Source organism: Martinezella sp. CNPSo 3795 (assembly GCF_057784475.1).
The window spans coordinates 32051-55447 of record NZ_JBXSOQ010000019.1; the positions used below are offsets into that span (position 1 = coordinate 32051).

23 protein-coding genes and 1 tRNA gene are annotated in these 23397 nt (G+C 61.1%); 9 read left to right on the top strand and 15 right to left on the bottom strand.

Annotation, left to right across the window (positions count from 1 at the left end):
* Positions 1 to 27 precede the first annotated feature (27 nt).
* Positions 28 to 663 (bottom strand): FMN-binding negative transcriptional regulator, encoded by a 636-nt coding sequence (locus AC13QY_RS30555; RefSeq protein WP_488494425.1) that lies wholly within the window; start codon positions 661 to 663, stop codon positions 28 to 30.
* 95 nt (positions 664 to 758) lie between these two features.
* The gene (gene aroA, locus AC13QY_RS30560) at positions 759 to 2108 is read right to left on the bottom strand and encodes a 3-phosphoshikimate 1-carboxyvinyltransferase (RefSeq protein ID WP_488494426.1); all 1350 of its coding nucleotides are present in this window, start codon (positions 2106 to 2108) and stop codon (positions 759 to 761) included.
* A gap of 273 nt (positions 2109 to 2381) precedes the next feature.
* Between aroA and AC13QY_RS30565 the strand changes: the two genes are divergently transcribed.
* The 4 genes from AC13QY_RS30565 (at position 2382) to AC13QY_RS30580 (ending at position 4592) form a co-directional block, all read left to right on the top strand.
* Positions 2382 to 2762, top strand: a complete 381-nt coding sequence (locus AC13QY_RS30565) for a TIGR02300 family protein (protein ID WP_095436113.1) — start codon at positions 2382 to 2384, stop codon at positions 2760 to 2762.
* A 153-nt stretch (positions 2763 to 2915) separates the two neighbouring features.
* Positions 2916 to 2991 (top strand) — tRNA-Ala (locus AC13QY_RS30570).
* Positions 2992 to 3200: 209 nt separating this feature from the next.
* Positions 3201 to 3440 carry a GIY-YIG nuclease family protein gene (locus AC13QY_RS30575; RefSeq protein ID WP_183814392.1) on the top strand — a complete coding sequence of 80 codons (240 nt, stop codon included), beginning with the start codon at positions 3201 to 3203 and terminating at the stop codon, positions 3438 to 3440.
* 360 nt (positions 3441 to 3800) lie between these two features.
* Positions 3801 to 4592, top strand: coding sequence for a YdcF family protein (locus AC13QY_RS30580; RefSeq protein ID WP_488494427.1), 792 nt, complete (start codon positions 3801 to 3803; stop codon positions 4590 to 4592).
* A gap of 61 nt (positions 4593 to 4653) precedes the next feature.
* On the opposite strand, the gene AC13QY_RS30585 is transcribed toward AC13QY_RS30580, so the two are convergent.
* Positions 4654 to 5133, bottom strand: coding sequence for a hypothetical protein (locus tag AC13QY_RS30585; RefSeq protein ID WP_113332405.1), 480 nt, complete (start codon positions 5131 to 5133; stop codon positions 4654 to 4656).
* 140 nt (positions 5134 to 5273) lie between these two features.
* On the opposite strand from AC13QY_RS30585, the gene AC13QY_RS30590 reads away from it, so the two are divergent.
* Positions 5274 to 5909 carry a trimeric intracellular cation channel family protein gene (locus tag AC13QY_RS30590; protein WP_069615392.1) on the top strand — a complete coding sequence of 212 codons (636 nt, stop codon included), beginning with the start codon at positions 5274 to 5276 and terminating at the stop codon, positions 5907 to 5909.
* Between the two features lie 69 nt (positions 5910 to 5978).
* Here the strand turns inward: AC13QY_RS30590 and irrA are convergent, their stop codons facing one another.
* On the bottom strand, positions 5979 to 6401 hold the full coding sequence (irrA, locus tag AC13QY_RS30595) for an iron response transcriptional regulator IrrA (protein ID WP_113332404.1): 423 nt from the start codon (positions 6399 to 6401) through the stop codon (positions 5979 to 5981).
* Between the two features lie 297 nt (positions 6402 to 6698).
* Here irrA and fabA point away from each other — a divergent pair, with 297 nt between their 5' ends.
* From fabA to AC13QY_RS30615, 4 genes are all read left to right on the top strand, one after another.
* On the top strand, positions 6699 to 7214 hold the full coding sequence (gene fabA, locus AC13QY_RS30600) for a 3-hydroxyacyl-[acyl-carrier-protein] dehydratase FabA (RefSeq protein WP_015338264.1): 516 nt from the start codon (positions 6699 to 6701) through the stop codon (positions 7212 to 7214).
* A gap of 53 nt (positions 7215 to 7267) precedes the next feature.
* Entirely contained in the window at positions 7268 to 8491 is a 1224-nt protein-coding gene (gene fabB, locus AC13QY_RS30605; protein WP_488494428.1) for a beta-ketoacyl-ACP synthase I, read from the top strand.
* A gap of 4 nt (positions 8492 to 8495) precedes the next feature.
* Positions 8496 to 9302, top strand: a complete 807-nt coding sequence (gene fabI / locus AC13QY_RS30610; protein WP_113332403.1) for an enoyl-ACP reductase FabI — start codon at positions 8496 to 8498, stop codon at positions 9300 to 9302.
* 76 nt (positions 9303 to 9378) lie between these two features.
* Positions 9379 to 9957, top strand: a complete 579-nt coding sequence (locus tag AC13QY_RS30615; protein ID WP_488494429.1) for a GNAT family N-acetyltransferase — start codon at positions 9379 to 9381, stop codon at positions 9955 to 9957.
* A 294-nt stretch (positions 9958 to 10251) separates the two neighbouring features.
* Here the strand turns inward: AC13QY_RS30615 and AC13QY_RS30620 are convergent, their stop codons facing one another.
* The 11 genes from AC13QY_RS30620 to rimP form a co-directional block, all read right to left on the bottom strand.
* Positions 10252 to 11268 (bottom strand): class I SAM-dependent methyltransferase, encoded by a 1017-nt coding sequence (locus tag AC13QY_RS30620; protein WP_488494430.1) that lies wholly within the window; start codon positions 11266 to 11268, stop codon positions 10252 to 10254.
* A gap of 214 nt (positions 11269 to 11482) precedes the next feature.
* Positions 11483 to 13621 (bottom strand): polyribonucleotide nucleotidyltransferase, encoded by a 2139-nt coding sequence (gene pnp / locus AC13QY_RS30625; RefSeq protein ID WP_472516154.1) that lies wholly within the window; start codon positions 13619 to 13621, stop codon positions 11483 to 11485.
* Positions 13622 to 13946: 325 nt separating this feature from the next.
* Positions 13947 to 14216, bottom strand: coding sequence for a 30S ribosomal protein S15 (rpsO, locus tag AC13QY_RS30630; protein ID WP_069613589.1), 270 nt, complete (start codon positions 14214 to 14216; stop codon positions 13947 to 13949).
* Between the two features lie 153 nt (positions 14217 to 14369).
* Complete coding sequence (locus AC13QY_RS30635) at positions 14370 to 15221, bottom strand: alpha/beta fold hydrolase (RefSeq protein ID WP_488494431.1); 852 nt, start codon at positions 15219 to 15221, stop codon at positions 14370 to 14372.
* Positions 15222 to 15313: 92 nt separating this feature from the next.
* The gene (gene truB / locus AC13QY_RS30640) at positions 15314 to 16246 is read right to left on the bottom strand and encodes a tRNA pseudouridine(55) synthase TruB (RefSeq protein WP_069613591.1); all 933 of its coding nucleotides are present in this window, start codon (positions 16244 to 16246) and stop codon (positions 15314 to 15316) included.
* Positions 16247 to 16258: 12 nt separating this feature from the next.
* Entirely contained in the window at positions 16259 to 16666 is a 408-nt protein-coding gene (gene rbfA / locus AC13QY_RS30645) for a 30S ribosome-binding factor RbfA (protein ID WP_069613592.1), read from the bottom strand.
* A 68-nt stretch (positions 16667 to 16734) separates the two neighbouring features.
* Entirely contained in the window at positions 16735 to 17361 is a 627-nt protein-coding gene (locus AC13QY_RS30650; protein WP_488494432.1) for a hypothetical protein, read from the bottom strand.
* 69 nt (positions 17362 to 17430) lie between these two features.
* Entirely contained in the window at positions 17431 to 20178 is a 2748-nt protein-coding gene (infB, locus tag AC13QY_RS30655) for a translation initiation factor IF-2 (RefSeq protein WP_113330938.1), read from the bottom strand.
* A 101-nt stretch (positions 20179 to 20279) separates the two neighbouring features.
* A complete protein-coding gene (locus tag AC13QY_RS30660; RefSeq protein WP_145324199.1) occupies positions 20280 to 20972 on the bottom strand; it encodes an RNA-binding protein in 693 nt (230 codons plus the stop codon).
* Entirely contained in the window at positions 20969 to 22579 is a 1611-nt protein-coding gene (gene nusA, locus AC13QY_RS30665; protein WP_069613595.1) for a transcription termination factor NusA, read from the bottom strand. The genes AC13QY_RS30660 and nusA overlap by 4 nt, the downstream gene beginning before the upstream one ends.
* Positions 22580 to 22642: 63 nt before the next feature.
* Complete coding sequence (gene rimP, locus AC13QY_RS30670) at positions 22643 to 23248, bottom strand: ribosome maturation factor RimP (protein WP_113330935.1); 606 nt, start codon at positions 23246 to 23248, stop codon at positions 22643 to 22645.
* Between the last annotated feature and the right edge of the window lie 149 nt (positions 23249 to 23397).

The following is a 23397-nucleotide window of genomic DNA, read 5'->3' on the forward strand; positions in this document are numbered from 1 at the left end:
CTTCTTCCGTCCCTACCCGATATCTCGTTATTTGCTGTAGCGACGCACCAGATCGGCCATCTCGGCGGCATCCGTTCGATCGATTGCGCCAAGACCTTCGGCCACGCCCTGTCGGTCAGCCAGCGGCCGGTTCTGGCTCACCTTCCATTTGCCGTCAATCGTCTCGATGTCGATTTCGATGCCGACAATGCCCTTCAGCTGGGCGGCAATGAACTCTGGCGGCGCATCCTCCACCGCCCAGGGCTGCGCACGATCGCTCTCGTTCTCGCCGGTCAACGCGCCGATCTGCGCGCGCAGCCAGGCGGGGTCGTCGATCGTTCGCGCGCTCCCGCGCACCTGCACGATCGCATAGTTCCAGGTCGGCACCACTTTTCCGGTCTCCCGCTTTGTCGCATACCAAGAGGGCGTGATATAGGTATCGGCGCCCTGGAAGACGACGAGCACGGGCGCGCCGGCCGCAATCCCCTTCCACTGGCTGTTCGCCCTGGCCACATGCGCCTGCAGCGTGCCCTTCGGCGAGAGCTCCGCATTCAGGTGAAATGGCACGGCATTGGCGATCAGCCCGCCGTCACCAGCCGTGATGAGCAGCCCCAGCGGATGCGCGCGGATCAGCTGGTGCTGCGTGTGGAGGTCGTCTTCGCGGTGATGGGGCGGCTGATACATGGTGTCGGTCCGTTTGCTGTGCCATTCCCAGGGAACCCTGCCGGGAAACCCTGTGTGACAAGGCTTCGAATGGCCAATGGCGCGGTCTACCGGGCTTAAGTTTCGATCGTCGCGCCCAATCTTGTCATCATGGCAAAAAATTCCGGAAAACTGGTGGCGATCATGGCGGAATCGTCGATCGTGACGGGATGCTCGGCCGCAAGTCCCATGATGAGAAAGCTCATGGCGATGCGATGATCGAGATGGGTGCTCACTTTGGCACCGCCGGTATTGCCGAGACCCTTGCCGTCAGGTCTGCCTCGTACCGTCAGCATATCCTTGCCTTCGCTGCAATCGACGCCATTGAGCTTCAGCCCCTCGGCGACGGCTGAAAGCCGGTCGGATTCTTTCACCCGCAGCTCGTCCAGCCCCTGCATGATCGTCGTCCCCTCGGCAAAGGCAGCGGCGACCGCCAGCACGGGATATTCGTCGATCATCGACGGCGCACGCTCGGCCGGCACGGTGATGCCCTTGAGCGCAGAGGAGCGCACGCGGAGATCGGCGACATCCTCGCCGCCCGTCATGCGCCGGTCGAGGATCTCTATATCCGCGCCCATCTCCTGCAGCGTCAGGATGAGGCCTGTGCGCGTCGGGTTCATCAGCACATTTCGAATGGTTATGTCGGAGCCGGGCACGATCAATGCCGCCACCAGCGGGAAGGCGGCGGAGGAGGGATCGCCGGGAACGTCGATCGTCCGGCCGGTGAGCTTGCCCTGACCCTCAAGGCGAACGGTGCGGACGCCCGCCGCATCGGTCTCGACCGAAAGCGCTGCGCCGAAACCGGCCAGCATTTTTTCCGTGTGGTCGCGGGTCATGACCGGTTCGATGACTGTTGTTATGCCGGGCGCATTGAGGCCCGCCAGCAGCACCGCCGATTTGGCCTGCGCCGAAGCCATCGGTACGCGATAGGTCAGCGGGCTCGCTACACCTGGCCCATGTAGGGTGACGGGCAGCCGGTCGCCCGCAGCGGCGCTGACCTGCGTTCCCATGCGGCGCAGCGGATCGAGAATGCGGCCCATCGGCCGTTTCGACAGCGAAGCATCGCCGACGAAGGTTGTTTTGAAATCGTAGGAGCCGACCAAGCCCATGGTGAGGCGGCAACCGGTGCCGGCATTGCCGAAATCGAGCGGTGCCTCCGGGGCCAGCAGCCCGCCATTGCCGGTTCCGCGGACAATCCATTCGTCGTCGATCTTGCGGATTGTGGCGCCTAAAGCCTGCATGGCCTTGCCGGTATTCAACACATCCTCGCCTTCGAGCAGGCCGGTGATGCGGGTTTCGCCCGCGGCAAGGCCGCCGAACATGAGGGAGCGATGGGAAATGGATTTGTCGCCGGGAATGCGTATCGTGCCGGAAAGGCCGGCCGAGCGTCGTGCCACGGCTGGTTGGGGAAGGGTATCGTGCGGCATGGGCAATTCCTTTGCGATGCCGGTATTCCATCCGCATTCTGTGCTGGCTGCGTTGCTCTTGCGCCAGATGTTCTGCGGTTCACGCCAGCTGGTTAGCACAGGCCCGTTCCCCAGTCATCCCGCCATGCGCAAAAAGCACGTGCGAGGCGGCTTGAACTTTAGCTTTGACAGAAACGGCCGCAACGATTAAGGGGACCGGCTGATATTTCCCTTAAAACGCCGGCTTCCCCGGCATTGCCGAATTTTCATTCGGCCATTCATGAGGCTTTGACAGTGGCGAAAGCGGAACTTGGAACAAAACGTACCGACCCCGATACCGGCAAGAAGTTCTATGACCTGAACCGGGATCCGGTGGTCTCGCCCTATACCGGCAAGTCCTGGCCCTTGTCCTTCTTCGAGGAAACCTCCGCTTCCAAGGAAGTTCCGGAAGAAGACGAAGTGGCCGAAGTCGATACCGAAAACACGGAAGTCGAACTGGTCTCGCTCGAGGATGCCGACGACGCTGCCGGCGGCGACGACATTCCGGATATTGGCGATGACGATGTCGAAATCGGCGACGATGACGACGATACCTTCCTCGAAGCAGACGAAGATGAAGATGATGACGACATGAGCGACATCATCGGCGTCACCGGCGACGAAGACGACGTGTGATCTGAAAGACAATCGGCCCGGGTCTCAAGAAAAATTTTCCCGGGCCGAATTTTTCGGCTTGCTATCTGTGAAAACCACAAGTAATAAGCCGCCACCCCGACGGGCGAAGCGCTCGGAAGGGACCCAGGGCCGGTCAACCGGCACCATCTTGATGGGGCTATAGCTCAGCTGGGAGAGCGCTTGCATGGCATGCAAGAGGTCAGCGGTTCGATCCCGCTTAGCTCCACCAGCCTTCGCTCTCCGAGCTTCGGCTCGGCAAGCCGTCAGGCTTGGTGATCCGAAGGCGAGAAGATGGCGAAGGCTGTCGCGCTGAAGTTACGCAGTAACGTAAGCGGACCTTCCCCGAATCCCACCAATAGTTAAATTCTAAGACACTGTCTGTTTATTGGCATTAGCGCAATGATTGTGTTTGTGCTTCTGTGCGCTATCATGCTGTGTATGAAGTATGTTTATATCCTTCAAAGCCATGATTTTCCTGATCGTTACTATGTCGGCGTGACTGGAGACCTGAAAACACGTCTGGCGAAGCATAATGCCAGAGAAGTGCCTCATACATCAAAATATGCGCCGTGGTCGCTCAAAACCTATATCGGCTTTTCCGATGAGGCGCAGGCGTTCGCGTTTGAAAAATATCTCAAATCCGGATCGGGTCGCGCCTTTGCCAAGAAGAGATTGTAACCGCGCTTGGAAAGATGCCCTTCATTTAAAACCGGCGTCATAATCCTCTTCATCCCCCAGCTTCATGCTAGCCTCGCATCCTCCTTAACCCATCCGAATCTCCCATGACCAGATCGTGCCCTGGAGCGGCATGATATCATGCGCCGTCATCGGAGCTCTCCTCGCCCGCACCTTTGGGGCGCTGGTTTCAATAGTCGCGCTCATCACTCTGTTTATCCCTCGCCCACTGCAGTGCCACTTCAGCCAGCGGTTGGCGGCGGCGGCCCCGACGGCGCGACGGGCGAAATAGCCACATTGCAGTGCACAAAAATCTGCTAGGGAGTAAGCGAATCGTTTTGCCGACAAGCGTAAGGATGTGCCGTGTTCGTTTTTTCGAAACTTGTCTGGATTTTCGGTCAGCCGCTGTCGCTGGCCTTTCTGTTTGTCCTGCTGGCATTCATTGCCGCTCTGCTGCGCTGGCGCGCTACTGTTATCATCTCGGCGCTCTTGTCGGCGCTGATCCTGTTCGTCTCGCTGTATACGACGGCCGGCGCTTATGTTGTTCAGGCGCTGGAAGAGCGTTTTCCGCACCCCGCAGCCGATCCCGCCGATCTCAAATGCATGATCGTTCTCGGCGGTGCCACGCAAAACGAAGTGACGACGGTCCGAGGCGGCTATGAGCTCGATTCGGCCGGCGACCGGCTGATCGAAGCGCTACGTCTCGCGCAGAAATACCCGCAGTCACGCATCGTGATCTCGGGCGGCGATGGCTCGATCGGCGGCACCTATGAGGGCGATGCCGTGATTTCCGAGCGTTTCTTCACCGCGCTCGGCATTCCGACAAGCCGCATGGTCGAGGACAAGACGTCACGCACGACCTTCGAGAATGCCGTCAATACGAAGGAGCTGCTGGCGCAGAACGGTCTTTCGAATTGCCTGCTCATCACCTCGGGCTTCCATATGCCGCGCTCGATGGGCATCTTCCGCAAACAGGGCATCGATGTCGTACCTTGGCCGGTCGATTACCGCAGCACCGGCAAGGAAAGCCTCGGCCTCGATTTCACCCAGCCATCACGCAATGCCCAACTGCTGGCGACGGGCCTGCGCGAATGGGTCGGTCTGGTCGGCTATTACGCGGTCGGCCGGACCTCGGCACTCTATCCCGGACCATAATATTATGTGGCCGGACCGTCGCCACATGTCCGGGCCGAATGACGTGCACGCACCGTAAATTCTATTTCTGAGATATGGTGACGAATTTGACGCCGCGCACCCTGACGGTGATTTCGCAAGCGGCTTCGCCATCCTTGCGGTCGCAGAAGCGCGGATGCATTTTCATGACCAGCACCATGTTGCCGAAACGCTGGATGAAATCGTAGCCGTAGATCTTCGCCGTGGCGACGAGCAGATAGCCGCCCTCGGCCACTTGGACGTAGAAATTGTAGGGGCAGCCTTCGTCCGTGCAGTAGGGGCCTTTTTCGCCCTTGCAGGTGATCTCGCCCTCATTAATGACGATATCCATCAGCTTGTCGTTGTTGATGTCCTGCTGGGTAGCGAAATGATCGCCGAAGCTCACCTGGCCGTCGCAGCTTTTGGTGAAGTGATCCTTCTCGAAGGCCACGGGGTCCTGCAGGATCGATTGCTGCGCCTCGGCCACGGCAGGCATGATCACGAGAGCGAAGAGGTTGAGGATTACGATCAGCAGGGATTTCACGGGGGATTCCTTTTCGAAGCGCCGTTACGGCCACGATAGCAGCCGCAGCCGCTGCGACATCTTTGCACGCGCCTGCTTGCGCGGCCCTTGCCGTCGTGATTCATTTCGAAAAAATTGCCGGCCTCCCGTTGGAGTTTTCGATGTCGCTTCTCTCGTTTCTTGATTATGCCGGCGTCGCCCTTTTTGCCGCAACCGGCGCGCTCGCGGCTTCGCGCAAGCAGCTCGATCTGATCGGCTTCCTGTTCCTGGCGGCCGTCACCGGTATCGGCGGCGGCACGCTGCGTGATATCGTCCTTGGCCGGGTGCCGGTCTTCTGGGTGCTGAATCCGACCTATATTATTATCTGCGCCATGGTCGGCGTTCTGGTCTTCTTCACCGCGCACCTGTTCGAATCGCGCTATCGGCTGCTCATCTGGCTCGATGCCGTGGGACTATCGGCCTACTGCGTGATGGGAGCGGCCAAGGGTATGGCGGCCACGGGCTCGCCTACCGTCGCGATCGTCACCGGCGCGCTGACGGCGACCTTCGGCGGCATCCTGCGCGATCTGCTTGCGAATGAACCTTCGGTCCTGCTGCGCCCGGAAATCTATGTGACGGCCTCAATCGTCGGCGCCGGCGTCTTCACCGCCGCCAATGCAACGATGCTGCCGCTTTATGCCTCCGCGGGATTGGGCGTGATCGCGGCCTTCGCAGTGCGCGGCGGCGCGCTCTGGTTCGGCTGGACCTTTCCGACCTATCACCACAAGCCAGGCCGGCATCCGGACGATGTGATGTAGACGCGAGGCATCAGGAATTGGGCAGTGGGCAATAGCGGGACGCTATGAAACAATTCTATTGCCTATTGCCTATTGCCTCTGCTTGCGGCGCAGGCGGATCACCACGTCGACATGGGCGATTTCCATGCCCTGCGGCGGTTCGGGCAGATTGTCGATCGTCAGGTTGCTGATCGGGATATCCAGCACCTCATTGTGGCCTTCCACGAAAAAGTGATGGTGGTCGGAGACGTTGGTGTCGAAATAGGTCTTGGTGCTTTCGACGGCGAGCACGCGGATCAGGCCTGCCTCGGTAAATTGATGCAGCGTGTTGTAGACGGTCGCGAGCGAAACCGGAACGCCGGCGGCAACGGCTTCCTCGTGCAGTTCTTCCACCGTCAGATGCCGGTCGCCCTTGGCGAAGAGGAGGTCTCCCAGTGCGATCCGCTGTCGGGTCGGTCTCAGGCCGACATTGCGCAGCCTGGTTTCGATCGCGATTTCGGCTTCTTCCGCCATTCAGGGACTCCGGATTCCTGATCTCTATAATTCTTTACTAAGCCATATAACTTTTGCCTTGATTGCTTTCAATAGTTTCCATGGGGTGGGAAGGTGCTCAAAAGCCGGAAAAATCGGGCTTTTGCCGCATTTGGCACTGGTAGCAGCTCTGGCGTTCCTGTATGCGACCACCACATAGGAGCTACTGTGTTCGATCGAACGGCTGAATGAGAGTGTGATGGTTACGCTTCATTTTCTGTCGATCTTGCACTAAAGCTTCACATCCATCGGCATTCATGCGGGGGAAACGGAATTTTTATGACGACGAGACAATCCAGCTTCAATTACGAGGAAATCCTGTCCTGTGGCCGCGGCGAGCTGTTCGGCCCGGGCAACGCACAGCTTCCCCTGCCACCGATGCTGATGGTCCATCGCATTACAGATATTTCCGAAACGGGCGGAGCCTTCGACAAAGGCTATATTCGCGCCGAATACGACGTGCGCCCCGATGATTGGTACTTCCCCTGCCATTTTGCCGGCAATCCCATCATGCCGGGCTGCCTCGGCCTCGACGGCATGTGGCAGCTGACCGGCTTCTTCCTCGGCTGGCTCGGCGAGCCCGGCCGCGGCATGGCGCTTTCCACTGGCGAAGTGAAGTTCAAGGGCATGGTTCGTCCGGACACGAAGCTTCTCGAATACGGCATCGACTTCAAGCGCGTCATGCGCGGCCGTCTCGTCCTTGGCACCGCCGACGGCTGGCTGAAGGCCGATGGCGAGACCATCTATCAGGCGACGGACCTGCGCGTGGGCCTGTCCAAGGACAAGGTTGCCTGAACTGCGGCTCCGCCGCCTCCACAAAGACAGATGTTTTAGAAAAGGTCATCGACATGAGACGGGTAGTTGTTACGGGTCTGGGTATTGTCTCTTCGATTGGAAACAATGCTCAAGAAGTGACCGCCTCGCTGCGCGACGCCAAATCCGGCATTTCCTTCTCCCCCGATTTCGCCGAGCACGGTTTCAAGTGCCAGGTTTGGGGCGCGCCGAAGATCGATACGACCGACCTGGTGGATCGCCGCGCCATGCGCTTCCTGTCACAGGGCGGCGCCTGGAACCATGTCGCCATGAAGCAGGCGATATCAGATAGCGGCCTTGAGGAAAGCGATATCACCAACGAGCGCACCGGCATCATCATGGGCTCCGGCGGCCCGTCGACGCGCACGCTGATCGAGGCGGCTGATATCACCCGCAAGAACAACAGCCCGAAGCGTATCGGTCCCTTCGCCGTGCCGAAGTCGATGTCGTCGACGGCCTCGGCCACGCTTGCGACCTGGTTCAAGATCCACGGCGTCAACTACTCCATCTCGTCCGCCTGCTCGACCTCGGCGCATTGCATCGGCAATGCCGCTGAAATGATCCAGTGGGGCAAGCAGGATGTCATGTTCGCCGGCGGCCACGAGGATCTCGACTGGACCATGTCGAACCTCTTCGACGCCATGGGCGCCATGTCGTCGGACTTCAATGAGAACCATCCGGAAACCGCCTCGCGCGCCTATGACGCCAAGCGTGACGGCTTCGTCATCGCCGGCGGCGCCGGCGTTCTGGTTCTGGAAGAGCTTGAGCATGCCAAGGCCCGCGGCGCCAAGATCTATGCCGAAATCATCGGCTACGGCGCCACCTCCGACGGTTACGACATGGTCGCGCCGTCGGGCGAAGGCGCGGTACGCTGCATGCGTCAGGCGCTCGCCACCGTGAAGGGCGATATTGACTATATCAATACCCACGGCACCTCTACGCCGGTGGGCGACAGCAAGGAAATCGGCGCGATCCGCGAAGTCTTCGGCGACAGGATCCCGCCGATCCAGTCGACCAAGTCGCTGACGGGCCATTCGCTCGGCGCAGCGGGCGTGCAGGAATCGATCTATTCGATCCTGATGATGCAGGAGCGCTTCATCGGCGAAAGCGCCCATATCACCGAACTCGATCCGGAATTCGAAGGCGTGCCGATCGTGCGCAAGCGTATTGATAACGCCAAGTTCGATATCGCTCTTTCGAACTCTTTCGGCTTCGGCGGCACCAACGCCACGCTCGTATTCCAGCGCTATAACGGATAAGGCAATGACGGGAATTATGCAGGGTAAGCGCGGCCTCATTATGGGCGTCGCAAACAACCATTCGATTGCCTGGGGTATTTCAAAGGCGCTGGCCGCCGAAGGCGCGGAACTGGCTTTCACCTTTCAGGGCGAAGCGCTCGGCAAGCGGGTGAAGCCGCTCGCAGGCGAAGTCGGCTCGGATTTCCTTCTGCCGTGCGATGTCGAGGATCTCGCTTCGGTCGATGCCGTCTTCGACGCCATCAAGGAGCGCTGGGGCAAGCTGGACTTTATCGTCCACGCCATCGGCTTTTCCGACAAGAACGAACTGAAGGGACTCTACGCCAACACCACGCGAGAGAATTTCACCCGTACCATGGTGATTTCTTGCTTCTCCTTCACCGAGGTCGCCAAGCGTGCCGCCGAACTGATGACGGAAGGCGGCAGCATGCTCACACTGACCTATAATGGTTCGACGCGCGTGATCCCGAACTACAATGTCATGGGCGTCGCCAAGGCGGCTCTCGAGGCTTCCGTCCGCTATCTGGCTGCGGATTACGGCCCGCGCGGCATCCGCGTCAACGCCGTGTCCGCCGGTCCGATCCGCACGCTCGCCGGCGCCGGCATTTCCGACGCCCGTGCCATCCTCTCTTGGAACCAGCGCAACGCGCCGCTGCGCAAGTCCGTCACCATCGATCAGGTCGGCTCGTCGTCGCTCTACCTCCTGTCGGATCTGGCAGCAGGTGTCACCGGCGAAGTCCATTTTGTCGATGCTGGCTACAACATCACTTCCATGCCAACGTTGGAAACGCTGTCGAGCGCAGACACGGAATAAGCCTCCGATCTCAGTCGTGTCCTCCCGGTTTTGGCCGGGAGGATCAATTTCCGGATATCCTTTCAGAGGATTCCCGATGACGTCCATCGACGACGCAGAACCTTTGGCATCGACCGGCCGTCTTATCCTCCGCCGCTTTGTGCCGGAGGATTTTGTCGCCTACAGCGCCTATCGCTCCCTGCCGGAGATCTATCGTTTTCTTTATCGCGATCCACCTTCGCCTGAGGTGTTGCGAGAGCGTTTCGATATCCGCCTGAACTCCCCTTTCTCCGAGGACGGAGATACGCTGTTATGCGCTGTCATACGGCGGGAGGATGGCGCTTTGGTGGGTGACGTTAGCCTGACATTCGCAAGCAAGGCCGCACTTCAGGCCGAGCTCGGCTATACCTCCAACCCAGCCTATGCCAGGAAGGGATATGCCACCGAGGCGGCGGAAGCCATGATTACCCTCGGTTTCGAAAAATTCGGCTTCCACCGGATCTTTGCACGGCTGGATGCGAAAAATGCCGGCTCGGTCGGTGTCGTCGAACGGCTCGGCCTGCGCCGCGAGGCGCTTTTGATTGAAAACGATCGCTTCAATGGTGTCTGGGGCGATGAATGCGTCTACGCCGTGCTGAGCCGCGAATGGGCCGCGAGGGCGCCGCGTGAGGCGTGATCTGTTCGCCAACAACGCAGCATACCCACACTTCGTCATCCTCGGGCTTGACCCGAGGATCCAGACACAAGCCCCGTATGCGTTACCGCGTCCTCGGGCATTGTAACAACGATCCGCGGTGGACTCTCTTCTGTGGCTCAACCGGATGCGTCCGATTGGAACGCTTGTGCGTGGATCCTCGGGTCAAGCCCGAGGATGACGGTAGAGGAAGAGTCCTGCGGGTACTCTGCGGCGCCAAGCGGCGCAGGTTGAGTCTCGCATAAAAGAAAGGCGGCCGACGGCCGCCTTCTCTGCTTACTTCTTCGCCCAAAGCACCTTGTAGCGGGCGTTGCGGCAGGTCTCGCCGAACTCCTTGAAATTCTCCGCCAGCACTGGTTCGTAGGGCAGGCCGCGATTGGCGACCAGCATCAGCCGTCCGCCGCCGCGCAATGCCGAAGCGGCGGTCTTGATCATCGCCTGGCCGAGCGAAGGTTCGGCGGCATGGCCCTCATGGAAGGGCGGGTTCATGATGATCAGGTCGTACTTGTCCTTGACCGGCTCGCTCGCCAGATCGTGCCAGAAGAAGCGCTGGGCGACCTTGGGGCAGTGCGACAGCAGATTGGCGCGTGCGGCCTCCAGAGAGCCGTAATGGGCCTCGTAGAGGTCGATGCGTTCGATTCTCGGCGACTTCATTGCCAGCTCGACGGAGAGGTAACCCCAGCCGGCGCCGAAGTCGGCAGCATCGCCGGTAAAATCGGTCGGCAGGCGCGAGGCAAGAAGTTCGGAGCCGGCGTCGATACGGTCGTGGGAGAACATGCCGGGCGCTGTGGTGAAGCTGTCGTCGACGAGCGTCGCCGGCTTTGCGAGCTGCGCCGTCAGCAGCTTGATATCGGCGGGGCGGGTAAACCAGAAGGCAACGCCGTGATATTTCGGCATGTGCTCGATCGCAAGACCGAAGGCCTCGACGCGCTTGCGCAACGGCTGGATGCCATCTTCCTTGCCGCCGGCAACGACGATGAGGCCGCCTTCTCTCACGCGCGTCAGGGCTTCGGCGATATGATCCTCGTTTTCGCCCTTGTGCTTACCGCAAAGCACGAGCGCGCCGTCATAGCCTTCGCCTTCGATCTCCGGCGTCACGTTGATGCGCTGCGCCTGCAGCTGGCGATAAAAGGGACGGAAGCCCTGGACGGCGGAAAGCTCGGCAGCAAATCCCTCCGGCAGCGCAAAGCCCGCCTCGGCGCCGAGGAACAGGATCCGCTGACCCTCGCCGGGCGCCTCGACGGTGCCGGAGGCAAAGGGATGAAACAGGGTCTTCAGGGCATCGCGGCTCATGGGCGTGGTCTCGTTATGGGAATGGGTTTCGTCTGTCGGATATGCACCATCGTCGTATTCTGGGCTTGCCCCTTACCCTAGCCCTCTCTCCGCATGCGGGGAGAGGGCTAGGGTGAGGGGCCGGGCACCCATTTTCTACAAACGGTCGGCACCGATAATATAAAAAGGGCGCGGAAAAGATCCCGCGCCCCGGAGCTTGGATGAAGGCGCGGGCTTATTCGGCCGCGTCGTCCTTCTTCTTTTCGGCAACGATTTCCTGGCCGGTGGCCTGGTCGACGACCTTCATGGAGAGGCGAACCTTGCCGCGCTCGTCGAAGCCGAGCAGCTTGACCCAGACCTTGTCGCCTTCCTTGACGACGTCCTGCGTCTTGGCAACGCGCTCGGAAGCGAGCTGCGAGATATGGACGAGGCCGTCGCGGGCGCCGAAGAAGTTGACGAAGGCGCCGAAGTCGGCGGTCTTGACCACAGTACCTTCGTAGATCTGGCCGACTTCCGGCTCAGCGACGATCGAGTGGATCCACTTGCGGGCCGCTTCGATTTCCTTGCCGGAGGAGGAGGCGATCTTGACGGTGCCGTCGTCCTCGATGTTGATCTTGGCGCCGGTCTTTTCGACGATTTCGCGGATGACCTTGCCGCCGGAGCCGATGACTTCGCGGATCTTGTCGACCGGGATGTTCATGACTTCGATGCGCGGTGCGAATTCGCCGAGCTGGCCGCGGCTTTCGGAGATGGCCTTTGCCATTTCGCCGAGGATGTGCAGACGGCCGCCCTTCGCCTGGTTCAGGGCGACCTTCATGATCTCTTCGGTGATGCCGTCGATCTTGATGTCCATCTGCAGCGAGGTGATGCCTGCTTCCGTGCCGGCAACCTTGAAGTCCATGTCGCCGAGGTGGTCTTCGTCACCCAGGATGTCGGAGAGAACGGCAAAGCGCTCGTCTTCCTTGATCAGGCCCATGGCGATGCCGGCAACCGGCTTTGCCAGCGGCACGCCGGCATCCATCAGCGCCAGCGAGGTGCCGCAGACGGTCGCCATCGAGGAGGAGCCGTTGGACTCGGTGATCTCGGAGACGACACGCAGCGTGTAGGGGAACTGTTCAGCCGACGGCAGCATCGGGTGGATGGCGCGCCATGCGAGCTTGCCATGGCCGATCTCGCGGCGGCCCGGAGAACCCATGCGACCGGTTTCGCCGACCGAGTAGGGCGGGAAGTTGTAGTGCAGCATGAAGTTTTCTTTGTACATGCCGGTCAGGCTGTCGACATACTGCTCATCTTCGCCGGTGCCGAGCGTGGCAACGACGATCGCCTGCGTCTCACCGCGGGTGAAGAGCGCAGAACCGTGCGTGCGCGGCAGCAGGCCGACTTCGGCGAGGATCGGGCGAACCGTCTGCAGATCGCGGCCGTCGATGCGGCTCGACGTGTCGAGGATGTTCCAGCGAACGATCTTCGCCTGCAGGTGCTTGAAGATGGCGCCGACTTCTTCGGCCGTGTACTTGGCTTCGCCTTCTTCCGGCAGGAAGTGTGCCTTCACTTTCGCCTTGACGGCGTCGACGGCGGCGTAGCGATCGGCCTTCTGCGTGATCTTGTAGGCGTCGCGCAGTTCGGCTTCGGCGAGGCCGAGCATTTCCTTCTCGAGCTCGGAATAGTCTTCCGGCTGGAAGTCGCGGGGCTCCTTGGCGGCGACTTCGGCGAGCTTGATGATCGCGTCGATGACGGGCTGGAAGCCGCGGTGGCCGAACATGACGGCGCCGAGCATGATGTCTTCAGGCAGTTCCTTGGCCTCGGATTCAACCATGAGAACGGCTTCCTGCGTGCCGGCGACGACGAGGTCGAGGCTCGATTCGTCCATCTCGTCGAGATGCGGGTTCAGCACGTATTCGCCGTTGATGTAGCCGACGCGGGCGCCGCCGATCGGGCCCATGAACGGGATACCGGAGAGCGTCAGGGCTGCAGAGGTCGCGACCATGGACAGGATGTCCGGATCGTTTTCGAGGTCATGCTGGATGACGGTGACGACAACCTGCGTGTCGTTCTTGTAGCCTTCCGGGAAGAGCGGGCGGATCGGGCGGTCGATCAGGCGGGAAACGAGCGTTTCGTTTTCGCTCGGACGTCCCTCGCGCTTGAAGTAACCGCCGGGGATCTTGCCGGCTGCGTAGGTCTTTTCCTGATAGTTGACGGTGAGCGGGAAGAAGTCCTGGCCCGGCTTCGGCGCCTTGGCGGAAACGACGGTCGCAAGCACCACGGTCTCGCCGTAGGTGGCGACAACGGCGCCGTCGGCCTGGCGGGCAATCTTGCCGGTTTCGAGCTTCAGCGGGCGGCCTGCCCACTCGATTTCGACGGTATGGATATCGAACATATCTTGTCCTTGCACTATGCGGGAAAAGGCGCCGAGGCCGACGAATTCGGCAGGGCACATCTTCAACCGCACGAAATGTGACGCATCACGGGCAAGACAACGAGAGGCTTTCGAAAGTCGGCCGAAGCGTGAAGCTTCGGCTGAAAGCATCCGGCAATCCTGCCCCATGACAGGTCAACGGTTGTTGTTGGCAGCACCGGCCCATCCGGCCTGCCGGCGGTTTCGTATCGCACCGGCGTAAGGCGCGAGGGAAACTGGTCTCAAGGGTTCATACCCTTCATAAGCATCCGGCGGGCGTTCAGGTGAACGCCCGCCGGAAATTCCGTTAGCGGCGGATACCGAGGCTGGTGATCAGCTTGGTATAACGGCCTTCGTCCTTCTTCTTGAGGTAGTCAAGAAGCGAGCGCCGGCTGGAAACCATCGTCAGAAGGCCACGACGGGAGTGGTTGTCCTTCTTGTGGTCCTTGAAGTGTTCCGTGAGGTTGTTGATGCGCTCGGTCAGGATCGCAACCTGGACTTCCGGAGAACCGGTGTCGCCTTCGGCGGTAGCGTATTCCTTGATCAGCGCAGCCTTGCGCTCAGCAGTGATCGACATCGGATGGTCCTTTCTATGAGAGGAGATTGAAGTCGCCAAACGCCGGGATGTCGTCCAGCATTGGCCGCGAATGCAATCAGGCATGCCTGATGCTGGCGCTGCCTATAAACCAAATGAGCGCCAATGGAAAGAGGGTTCTCCCCGGGGCGCCTTTCAGCGCCCCGCCATGGCATCCCGGATCATGGCATTGTAGCCTTCCGGATCCTGCAGCATGGCGAAATGGCTGGCATCCTTCAGGATGACGAGCTTGGCGCCCGGGATCTCCTTCGCCATCATCTCGGTATGGTCCAGCTTCACCGCTTCGTCATGGTCGCCGATGGCAAGTGTCACCGGCACCGTGATCTTGCCGAGGTCGGCTGCGATCCATGCCGGCTGCGTCTCCCACATCTTCGAGATCTGTTTGACGAAGGCGTCATATTCGTTCGGGGTCGGCGACAGCTTCCTGTAATAGTAGCCGGCGACGTTGATGTAGTCGTTGAAAGTCTTGTTGCTCATGACATCGGGTTTCACGCCGTCGGTGGTGACATTGGCGGCCTGGGCGACCACGCGCGTCAGCTTTTCGGGATGTTTCATCGCCATGTCGATGCCGATGATGCCGCCATCGGACCATCCAACCAGCGTCACCTTGCCGACCTTCAGATAGTCGAGCAGCGCGGCGTAATCCGAGGTCATCAGATCGTAGCCGAAAGGCTGCTGGCTGCGCGTCGAGCGGCCATGCCCGCGGCTGTCGGCGACGATGACGAGATGATCTCTCGCGAAATCGGCAACCTGAGCGCCCCAAACATCGGCATTCCCGAGACCGCCATGAATGAAGAGGATCGGGTCGCCTTCGCCATATTCGGCATAATACATCTTGATGTCGTTGACATCGGCCATGCCGCTCGCTTTCGGCTGCGGCATTGGCGGAAATGGCGGTAGCCCGGCCCACCGTTCGGCGGATTGGGCGTTCGTCACCGTCAGGAACAGAGAAAGGAATGCAACTATTCCGAATGCAACGCTGCGCATGTTTGCCCCCTTTGAACGGGCCATGCTGGCCCGTCGGGGAGCATATCGCATAGCCATCACCCGCAATAGCCGCTATTTGCGGTTGATTGAGGTCACCCGAACACGCGCTTCGGACGGAACTCGCCCTGGCCGATCTCGCCGATCGCGATCAGCTTGCCGCGCGCCGTGGCATAGGCCTCGGTTTCGGCAACCGGCGCATCGCGGCCGCGCACGAGGATCGGGTTACCCATTTTCAGGCGGTGTGCCTGATCGTCGCTGATGACGAGATGTGGCAGCGAAGACAGCGCCTCGGCCGTATCGATCAGCAGTGCGTCCAGGGCTGCAAGTCGCTCGTCCGCATCCTCGATCTCTTCCAGCGCCACGAGATCGGCAAGCGGCACCATCGTCTCTTCGGCGAAGGGAGCGACGAAGCTGCGGCGCAGGCCGGAAATATGGCCGTAACAGCCGAGATCACGGCCGAAATCGCGGGCGAGCGCACGCACATAGGTGCCCTTGCCGCATTCGACCTCGAAATGCGCCGTATTGGCATCCGGGCAGGCAAGCAGCGTCAGGCGGAAAATCTCAACTTCGCGCGAGGGGATCTCGACCGTCTCGCCTTCGCGGGCGAGGTCATAGGCGCGTTCGCCTGATATCTTGATGGCGGAGAATTGCGGCGGGATTTGCTGAATGACGCCGGTATATTTCGGCAGAAGCGCGCGAATATCTTCTTCGCTCGGACGCTTGTCGGAGGTGGCGGTAACTTCGCCTTCAAGGTCGTCGGAAGCGCGTTCCTCGCCCCAGGTCACGGTGAACTCATAGATCTTGCGGCCGTCCATGACGTAGGGAACCGTCTTGGTGGCATCGCCGAGCGCAATCGGCAGCATGCCGGAGGCGAGCGGATCGAGCGTGCCGGCATGGCCGGCCTTCTGGGCCTTGAACAGCCACTTGATCTTGGAAACGGCTTCGGTCGAGCCGAAATCCACCGGCTTGTCGAGGATGAGCCAGCCCGAAATCGGACGGCCCTTAGGCTTGCGTGGCTTGGACATTCTCTGTCTCTGTTATTGATCTTGGTCGTTATCGTCGTCGAGATCACGGCTGACCTCGGGCGAGCGCAGCAGCGCGTCGATCTTCTTGTAATTATCGAAGCTCGTGTCGTCGCGGAAGCGGACTTCCGGCATGTACTTCATCTGGCGAAGCTGCGGGCCGAGACGGCCGCGGATATATTTCGCATGGCGGTTCAGCGCTTCGATGACGGCGCCGTGGTCGGAAACGCCAAGCGGCGTCACGAAGGCGGTCGCGATCTTCAGATCGGGCGACATGCGCACTTCGGAAATGGAGATCACGGTGCGCTCGATCAGGTCGTCGCGCACTTCGCCGCGCTGCAGAACCTGCGTGATCGCTGAGCGCACCTGCTCGCCCACGCGAAGCATGCGCTGCGAAGGCGCGGAAGAAGTTGGTCTGGTCATGGTTGTTCCGTTAGCAGCGTCCTCTGGACGCGATAAAGCGGGTCAAATGACTCGATCCGGCGCAAAGGTCAAGGCTGGAGAGAGTTTGCGGCCTGCCAGAAGCCGAGAATCCTTGCAAAAGCGGCATCCTGAGCGTCCTGATTGGCAAAGGCGGATGCCGGGATGTAGGTGACAAAGGTTTCGGTATCGAATTCAATCCGTCCGCTGCGGCGGCTGATATTCAAGATCTCGCTCCAGCCAAGCCAAATCGATGTCTGTGCCGAATTCCAGGCGGCACCTTCGGGGGTGATCGTGACAGTGACGATGACATCAGGGCGCAGGCGCGATTGCATCACCCTTAGGCGTCGGCGTGTGGCCCACCTAAAATAGAGCAAGATCAGTGCGTAGCAGATCAGTGTCGGTACGAGCCAAATGATCGCCATCTCACCGAGGCCGATCGATCGCGACAGCCCGAATACGGGAATGAAAACATATTCCCGAAGAAGATGGAAAAAGACGGGAAGCGCTACGCCGACCACGATCGCCGACACAAAGAACCAGGCCGTCTCGCTCTGTGCGTTCCTTGGGCGGCGAAGGGCAAAGCGCTGTCCCGCCTGGCGCATCACGGCGACATGTTCCGCGGGCTGGCGAACGAAGAAGACGGTGAGGGACTGATCGCCTGCAAGCTCTGTCATCATCTCAATGGCATACCCCATTCGGCGGCATCTAAAAAAAACCGCCGGTCTCGGCCGGCGGTTTTGATATCTAGCAAATCGAAGGATTGCTTACAGCGTGCGCGTGATGTGCTCGACGCGGAAGCATTCGATCGTATCGCCGACGCGGATGTCTTCGTAGTTTTCGAAGGCCATACCGCATTCCTGGCCCATGTTGACTTCCGAGACTTCGTCCTTGAAGCGCTTGAGCGTCTTGAGCTTGCCTTCGTGGATGACGACGTTGTCGCGAACCAGGCGAACGCCGACACCACGCTCGACCTTGCCTTCGGTGACGCGGCAACCCGCGACCTTGCCGACCTTCGTGATGTTGAACACCTCGAGGATCTCGGCATTGCCGAGGAAGGTTTCGCGGCGTTCCGGAGAGAGCAGGCCCGACATCGCTGCCTTCACGTCATCCACCAGATCGTAGATGATGTTGTAGTAGCGGATCTCGATGCCTTCGCGCTCCGCCAGCGTGCGGGCCTGAGCATTGGCACGGACGTTGAAGCCGATGATCGCCGCGTCGGATGCACCGGCGAGCGAGATATCGGATTCGGTCACGCCGCCGACGCCCGAATGGACGATACGGGCGCGCACTTCGTCGGTGCCGAGCTTTTCCAGCGCGCCGGCAATGGCTTCGATCGAGCCCTGCACGTCGCCCTTGATAACCAGCGGGAACTCCTTGATGCCCGAGGTCTGCAGCTGCGACATCATCTGCTCCAGCGAGCCGCGCTGGCCGGACTGGCGAGCGGCTGCCTTGTCGCGGGTGAGGCGCTGGCGGTATTCCGAGATTTCGCGGGCGCGGCTTTCGCTTTCGACGACGGCGAACTTGTCACCGGCCTGCGGTGCACCGGAAAGGCCGAGCAGTTCGACCGGCATGGCCGGCCCTGCTTCCTTCACATGCTCGCCCTTGTCGTTGACGAGCGCGCGAACACGGCCCCACTGATCGCCGGCGACGACGATCTGGCCGGGACGCAGCGTACCCTTTTGCACGAGCACGGTGGCGACGGAGCCGCGGCCGCGGTCGAGCTGCGCTTCGATGACCGTGCCTTCCGCCGTGCGGTTCGGATTGGCCTTGAGGTCAAGGATTTCCGCCTGCAACAGGATGGCTTCGAGCAGCTTGTCGAGGTTGGTGCGGTTCTTCGCGGAGACTTCCACGTCGAGCACTTCACCACCCATCGATTCGACGAAGACTTCATGCTGCAGCAGTTCCGTGCGGACCTTCTGCGGATTGGCTTCGTGCTTATCGATCTTGTTGATCGCCACGATGATCGGAACACCCGCCGCCTTGGCGTGGTTGATCGATTCGATCGTCTGCGGCATCACGCTGTCGTCAGCCGCCACCACGAGGATCGCGATATCGGTCGCCTGGGCGCCGCGAGCACGCATCGCCGTGAAGGCGGCGTGGCCGGGCGTGTCGATGAAGGTGATCTTCTGACCGTTCTGCTCGACCTGATAGGCGCCGATATGCTGGGTGATGCCACCGGCTTCGCCGGCGACCACGTTCGCATGGCGGATGGCGTCGAGCAGCGAGGTCTTGCCGTGGTCGACGTGGCCCATGATGGTGACGACGGGCGGACGCGAAACCAGTTCGCCTTCCTCGTCGGCAACATTGAAGATGCCCTGTTCAACGTCGGATTCCGAAACGCGCTTGACCGTGTGGCCGAATTCGCCGGCGATGAGTTCTGCCAGATCGGCGTCGATGACGTCGCCCGGCTTCATCATCTGACCTTCCTTCATCAGGTACTTGATGACGTCGACGGCGCGCTCAGACATGCGCTGCGACAGTTCCTGAATGGTAATGGTCTCGGGCAGCACGACTTCACGCGAGATCTTTTCGCGTGTTTCCTGCATCTGGCTGCGGCGGAACTTTTCCTGGCGGCGGCGCATGGCCGAAAGCGAGCGGCCGCGTGCGTTGCCGTCTTCGTCGACATCGGCGGTGGTGACCGTCAGCTTGCCGCGGCGGCGTTCTTCGTCGGTCTTCGGACGCGTGGTGACCGGCTTTGCCGGCTCAGGCCGGGTGATCTTGCCACGGACCGGAGCACCGCGGGACGGGCCACGGCCTTCCTCATCCTCGTTGCCCGGGCGACGGCGATTGGCCGGCGCTTCCGCGGCGGCTGCGCCGGGGCGGGCAGACTGCGGAGCGGAAGCATCCGGACGGCGCACAACGGCCGGCGCCGGAGCAGGCTGCGTAGCCGGCTTCGGAGCTTCAACCTTCGCCTCGACCGGAGCTGCCGGGGTCTGTTCGGCGACCTTGGCTGCTTCTGCGGCGCGAGCGGCCTCTTCTGCAGCACGACGGGCAGCTTCGGCCTGTTCAGCGACGCGGCGTGCTTCTTCTTCCTGGCGGCGGCGAGCTTCTTCCTCGGCGCGACGAACGGCGTCTGCCGCATCGCGGGCCTGTGCGTCAGCCAGCGCGCGGCGGCGAGCATCCATCTCGTCGGCCGACAGATGGTTCAGAACCACCGGACGCGACGAGCGCTCCTGCTGCGGGCGCTGCTGATAGCCCTGGTTGGATTGTGCCGGCCGCTGCTGCTGGCCGCCAGGCTGATGAATGCGCGGAGCCGGCTGCGGCGGGCGCGGCGGCTGCGGCGTCGGTTCGGCGACGCGCGTCACCGAGGGCGCCGATGTCGTTACCGGCGTGATTGGCTTTTCGTCTTCAGGACGTAGCGGGCGGCGCTTACGGGTCTCAACCACGACCGCCTTGGTGCGACCGCGGCCCATGTCCTGGCGCACGGTGCCCTGGTTTACGCCTGAAGGCTTCAAGGTGAGGGTCTTCTTACCCGAAACACTCAGCGTCTTGTCGTCTTGATTGTCGGTCATTCCGTTCCTGTTCCTTCGGACAGGGCACGGAAACGTCCGTCAGACCCTGTCGTTCAATGCATGTACCTTAATGAGGCGTCCGGCAAAGGCCGGTGACCGCGTCATTGTTTTCGCCGGCCAGCGCCGCCCGTTGCCCGGGACTGACCGCCGTTGCGGTACCGTTCGAGCAGGTTTGCGCGCTTCACTACACCCTCACCCGCCTGCCCTGCAAGCGCTGCGGCATGGATAAAAGCATTCTGGCCCATCAGTTCGTCCATTTCCGCCTCCGTAAAGACACGGAAGGACGGTATTTCCGCTTCGGTCTCCATGCCGAGATGCCAGGCCTTCCTTGCCTGATCGATCTTGCGCACGCCATCGGCGGCGGCGTTCATCGCATGGAACACGGCAAGTGCCGAGCCGTTGCGAACGGCGCCATCCACCTTCGACGAGCCGGATACGAACTGGCCCGCCTTGCGTGCCATGTTCATCATCCCGGCCAGTTGCGCCGCTAGAAGGCGGTCGACGGTGGCGCCGAGATCGCTCGGCGCGGCCACCTCCGCCTTCAGGGCGCGGGAGAACAACTTCTTTGCTACTGCCTTGTCCACGAGCGCCCGGTCGATCTTGACCCAGCATCCGCGCCCCGGCAGCTGCCGCTTCAGATCCGGAACGACTGTTCCGTCCGGAGCGGCGACGAAGCGGATCAGCTCATCCGGCGATCCGCTTTCGCGTGTTACAATGCACATACGGCCATTTGCGCCGTCACCCGAAAGATCGTTGTCTTCGGGCGCGGCCTTCGGCCCCTCTGCGCTCATCATGCTTCCTGCTCGGCCTCGCCTTCACCTTCCGATGCCTCTTCGGCTTCGGCGGCGAGATCGGCTTCGGTGATCCAGCCGGCCAGCAGGCGGGCCTGCACGACCATCTGTTCGGCTTCGACGCGCGAGACTTCGAGCTTGGAGAACAGGCCTTCGAACTTCTTCGTTTCGCCGTTCTTGCGTTCGCTCCAGCCGACGAGGTCGTCGGCGGCGCAGCCGGCAAAGTCCTCGATCGTCTTGATGCCGTCCTCGCCGAGGGCGACCATCATCTGTGCGGTCATGCCGTTGATCTGGCGAAGCTCGTCGGAAACGCCGAGCGCCTTGCGCTTCTCGTCCATCTCCGCTTCGAGCTTTTCGAGATATTCGCGGGCGCGCGTCTGGATTTCCTGGGCGGTGTCTTCGTCGAAACCGTCGATCGAGGAGATTTCGTCGAGATCGACGTAAGCCAGTTCCTCGACGGCGGCAAAGCCTTCCGAAGCCAGAACCTGGCCGACCATTTCGTCGACGTCGAGCGCGTCCATGAAGAGGTTGGTGCGCTCGTTGAATTCCTTCTGACGGCGTTCCGATTCCTCGGCTTCCGTCATGATGTCGATGTCCCAGCCGGTCAGCTGCGAAGCGAGGCGGACGTTCTGGCCGCGGCGGCCGATGGCGAGCGAAAGCTGCTCGTCCGGCACCACGACTTCGATGCGCTCTGCATCTTCGTCGAGAACGACCTTGGCGACTTCGGCCGGCTGCAGCGCGTTGACGACGAAGTTCGCCGGCTCGCTGGACCAGGGAATGATGTCGATCTTTTCGCCTTGCAGTTCGCCGACGACGGCTTGAACGCGCGAACCGCGCATACCGACGCAGGCGCCGACCGGATCGATCGACGAGTCGTTCGAGATGACGGCGATCTTGGCGCGCGAACCCGGATCGCGGGCGACCGACTTCACCTGGATGATGCCGTCGTAGATTTCGGGCACTTCCATGGTGAAGAGCTTGACCATGAACTGCGGATGCGTGCGCGACAGGAAGATCTGTGGGCCGCGTTGCTCGCGGCGCACGTCGTAGACATAGGCGCGGACGCGGTCGCCATAGCGGAAGTTTTCACGCGGGATCATTTCGTCGCGGCGGATGATGCCTTCGCCACGGCCGAGGTCGACGATGACGTTGCCGTATTCGACGCGCTTGACGGTGCCGTTGACGATTTCGCCGACACGGTCCTTGAATTCGTCGAACTGGCGGTCACGCTCGGCTTCGCGCACCTTCTGCACGATGACCTGCTTGGCCGACTGGGCGGCGATGCGGCCGAAATCCATCGGCGGCAGCGGATCGGCGATAAAATCGCCGAGGGCTGCGTCCGGGTTGCGGTCGCGGGCCAGTTCCAGCGGGATCTGCGTGGAATAGTCTTCGGCCTTTTCGACCACTTCGAGCAGACGCTGGAGGCGGATTTCACCCGTCTTCGGATTGATATCGGCGCGGATATTCGATTCCGTGCCATAACGCGAGCGCGCGGCCTTCTGGATCGCATCCGCCATTGCGGCAAGCACGATCTCGCGGTCGATGACCTTTTCGCGCGCCACTGCATCTGCGATCTGCAGAAGTTCTAGCCGGTTCGCACTGACTGCCATTGTTCTTAGTCTCCGTCTTCCTGCCTTCAGGTTTCCCGTTCCGTCAGGCGGTTCGTTGATCGGTTATTCCTGGTCGTCCGCTTCGTTCTGGTTCGCTGCCTCGGCTTTCGCCAGCTTATCGGCGCGCAGCGCGTCGCGGATGAGATCGTCCGTCAGGATCAGCTTGGCCTCGGCCAGCGTGCTGAACGGAATGGTCACCTTGGGCTCCTCGCCATAGGCGACCTGGTCGCGTTCGATCGTGAAGCCGTCATTGTCGACGGCGGCGATCTTGCCGCGGAAACGCTTGCGGTTATCGACGAGGATCGAGGTTTCGCACTTGACGATATGGCCGATCCAGCGCTGAAAATCCGACTTTCGCACCATCGGGCGGTCGATACCCGGCGAAGACACTTCGAGATGATACGCCTTATCGATCGGATCTTCCACATCCAGGACCGGAGAAATGGCCATGGAGACCTCTTCGCAGTCCTCGACGGTCATGGTGCCGTCGTTGCGCTCGGTCATGATCTGCAGTGTCAGGCCGTTCAGATTGAGGAGGCGCACGCGCACCAGACGGAAGCCCATGCCCACAAGCACGGGCTCGATGATCGCGGCGACGCGCTGATCAAGGCCGGTTTCGACGATCAGCCGGGGTTCATTGGTATTGTCTGCGTTTGTCACGTCCGACAAGCATTCACTCCGCATTGTTCATGCATTGGGAGATCGCGCTAATAAAAAAGAGCGGGTCCTTGCGGCCCACTCTTCATCACACGATCAAGAATTTGATGCGGATATAAGCCTCTTTCCGGCAAATTGCAAGGCATTCGCGCCGAAAGCCT

What these genes read in the sequence shown, in the direction of transcription:
- fabB (WP_488494428.1), top strand. Translation starts at nt 7,268, where the DNA reads ATGAGACGGGTAGTTGTTACGGGTCTGGGTATTGTCTCTTCGATTGGA.
- pnp (WP_472516154.1), bottom strand. Translation starts at nt 13,621, where the DNA reads ATGTTCGATATCCATACCGTCGAAATCGAGTGGGCAGGCCGCCCGCTG.
- AC13QY_RS30615 (WP_488494429.1), top strand. Translation starts at nt 9,379, where the DNA reads ATGACGTCCATCGACGACGCAGAACCTTTGGCATCGACCGGCCGTCTT.
- AC13QY_RS30660 (WP_145324199.1), bottom strand. Translation starts at nt 20,972, where the DNA reads ATGATGAGCGCAGAGGGGCCGAAGGCCGCGCCCGAAGACAACGATCTT.
- irrA (WP_113332404.1), bottom strand. Translation starts at nt 6,401, where the DNA reads ATGGCGGAAGAAGCCGAAATCGCGATCGAAACCAGGCTGCGCAATGTC.
- AC13QY_RS30620 (WP_488494430.1), bottom strand. Translation starts at nt 11,268, where the DNA reads ATGAGCCGCGATGCCCTGAAGACCCTGTTTCATCCCTTTGCCTCCGGC.
- infB (WP_113330938.1), bottom strand. Translation starts at nt 20,178, where the DNA reads ATGACCGACAATCAAGACGACAAGACGCTGAGTGTTTCGGGTAAGAAG.
- aroA (WP_488494426.1), bottom strand. Translation starts at nt 2,108, where the DNA reads ATGCCGCACGATACCCTTCCCCAACCAGCCGTGGCACGACGCTCGGCC.
- fabI (WP_113332403.1), top strand. Translation starts at nt 8,496, where the DNA reads ATGACGGGAATTATGCAGGGTAAGCGCGGCCTCATTATGGGCGTCGCA.
- AC13QY_RS30590 (WP_069615392.1), top strand. Translation starts at nt 5,274, where the DNA reads ATGTCGCTTCTCTCGTTTCTTGATTATGCCGGCGTCGCCCTTTTTGCC.
- rpsO (WP_069613589.1), bottom strand. Translation starts at nt 14,216, where the DNA reads ATGTCGATCACTGCTGAGCGCAAGGCTGCGCTGATCAAGGAATACGCT.
- rbfA (WP_069613592.1), bottom strand. Translation starts at nt 16,666, where the DNA reads ATGACCAGACCAACTTCTTCCGCGCCTTCGCAGCGCATGCTTCGCGTG.
- AC13QY_RS30555 (WP_488494425.1), bottom strand. Translation starts at nt 663, where the DNA reads ATGTATCAGCCGCCCCATCACCGCGAAGACGACCTCCACACGCAGCAC.
- AC13QY_RS30575 (WP_183814392.1), top strand. Translation starts at nt 3,201, where the DNA reads ATGAAGTATGTTTATATCCTTCAAAGCCATGATTTTCCTGATCGTTAC.
- AC13QY_RS30650 (WP_488494432.1), bottom strand. Translation starts at nt 17,361, where the DNA reads ATGGGGTATGCCATTGAGATGATGACAGAGCTTGCAGGCGATCAGTCC.
- AC13QY_RS30635 (WP_488494431.1), bottom strand. Translation starts at nt 15,221, where the DNA reads ATGCGCAGCGTTGCATTCGGAATAGTTGCATTCCTTTCTCTGTTCCTG.
- fabA (WP_015338264.1), top strand. Translation starts at nt 6,699, where the DNA reads ATGACGACGAGACAATCCAGCTTCAATTACGAGGAAATCCTGTCCTGT.
- truB (WP_069613591.1), bottom strand. Translation starts at nt 16,246, where the DNA reads ATGTCCAAGCCACGCAAGCCTAAGGGCCGTCCGATTTCGGGCTGGCTC.
- nusA (WP_069613595.1), bottom strand. Translation starts at nt 22,579, where the DNA reads ATGGCAGTCAGTGCGAACCGGCTAGAACTTCTGCAGATCGCAGATGCA.